At 67.2% G+C, this 1,264-nt stretch carries 1 protein-coding gene and 1 pseudogene; both read right to left on the bottom strand.

Annotation, left to right across the window (positions count from 1 at the left end):
• Positions 1-140: pseudogene (locus N878_RS29945) on the bottom strand (hypothetical protein); the annotation flags it as partial.
• Positions 140-1,264 (bottom strand): glutamate-5-semialdehyde dehydrogenase (locus N878_RS21120; RefSeq protein ID WP_021445521.1); only part of this gene is annotated, 1,125 nt, incomplete at its 5' end. The pseudogene N878_RS29945 and the gene N878_RS21120, both read right to left, overlap by 1 nt.

Genomic DNA, 1,264 nt, shown 5'->3' with positions numbered 1-1,264 from the left:
AGGCGCAACTCGTCCAGGCCCATGAACTCGGTCACCTCCAGCGCCGCGCGCAGGTGGCCGATATGCACCGGATTGAAGGTGCCGCCGAGCAGGCCGATGCGTCGGGCGGCGCTGCCCCGGGCGTCGTCAGGCTTGGCCATCAGGTGCGAATATGTCCGTCGCCGAAGACCACGTACTTCTCGCTGGTCAGGCCCTCCAGGCCGACCGGACCGCGGGCGTGCAGCTTGTCGGTGGAGATGCCGATCTCCGCGCCCAGGCCGTACTCGAAACCATCGGCGAAACGTGTCGAAGCGTTGACCATCACCGAGGCGGAGTCCACCTCGGTGAGAAAACGCCGCGCATCGCTGAAGTTCTCGGTGATGATGGCGTCGGTATGCTGCGAGCCATAGTGGTTGATGTGCTCGATGGCCGCCTCCAGCGAATCGACGACGCGAATCGCCAGGATCGGCGCGTTGTACTCGGCGAACCAGTCGTCCTCGCTGGCCACCAGCACGTCGCTGCCGAGCAGCTCGCGGGTGGCTGCGTCGCCACGCAGCTCGACGCCCTTGTCGCGGTAGATGGCGGCCAGCGGCGGCAGCACGCGGGCGGCGATATCCTTGTGCACCAGCAGGGTTTCCATGGCGTTGCACGGCGAATAGCGCTGGGTCTTGGCGTTGTCGCAGACGCGAATGGCCTTGTCGAGATCGGCAGCCACATCGACATAGACGTGGCAGACGCCGTCCAGATGCTTGATCACCGGCACCTTGGCATCACGACTGATGCGCTCGATCAGGCCCTTGCCGCCGCGCGGCACGATCACGTCGACGAATTCCGGCATGGCGATCAGTTCGCCCACCGCGGCGCGGTCGGTGGTTTCCACCACCTGCACGCAGGCGGCCGGCAGACCGGACTCGGCCAGGCCCTGCTGGATGCAGGCGGCGATGGCGCGGTTGGAGTGGATCGCCTCCGAGCCGCCACGCAGGATGGTGGCATTGCCGGACTTCAGGCACAGGCTGGCGGCGTCGATGGTCACATTGGGCCGCGACTCGTAGATGATGCCGATCACCCCCAGCGGCACGCGCATCTTGCCGACCTGGATGCCGGACGGCAGGTAGCGCATGTCACGGATCTCGCCGATCGGGTCGGGCAAGGTCGCCACCTGGCGCAGGCCTTCGATCATGCCGTCGATCACCGCCGGCGTCAGCGCCAGGCGGTCGAGCATGGCCGGCTCCAGGCCACTGGCGCGGCCGGCGACCAGGTCCAGTTCGTTGGCGGCGGAAAGCTC

The sequence above is a fragment of the Pseudomonas sp. EGD-AK9 genome (assembly GCF_000465935.2).
Lineage (GTDB): Bacteria > Pseudomonadota > Gammaproteobacteria > Pseudomonadales > Pseudomonadaceae > Aquipseudomonas.
The sequence above is the reverse complement of the archived record's forward strand: the minus strand, read 5'-3'. Positions and strand labels throughout refer to the sequence as shown.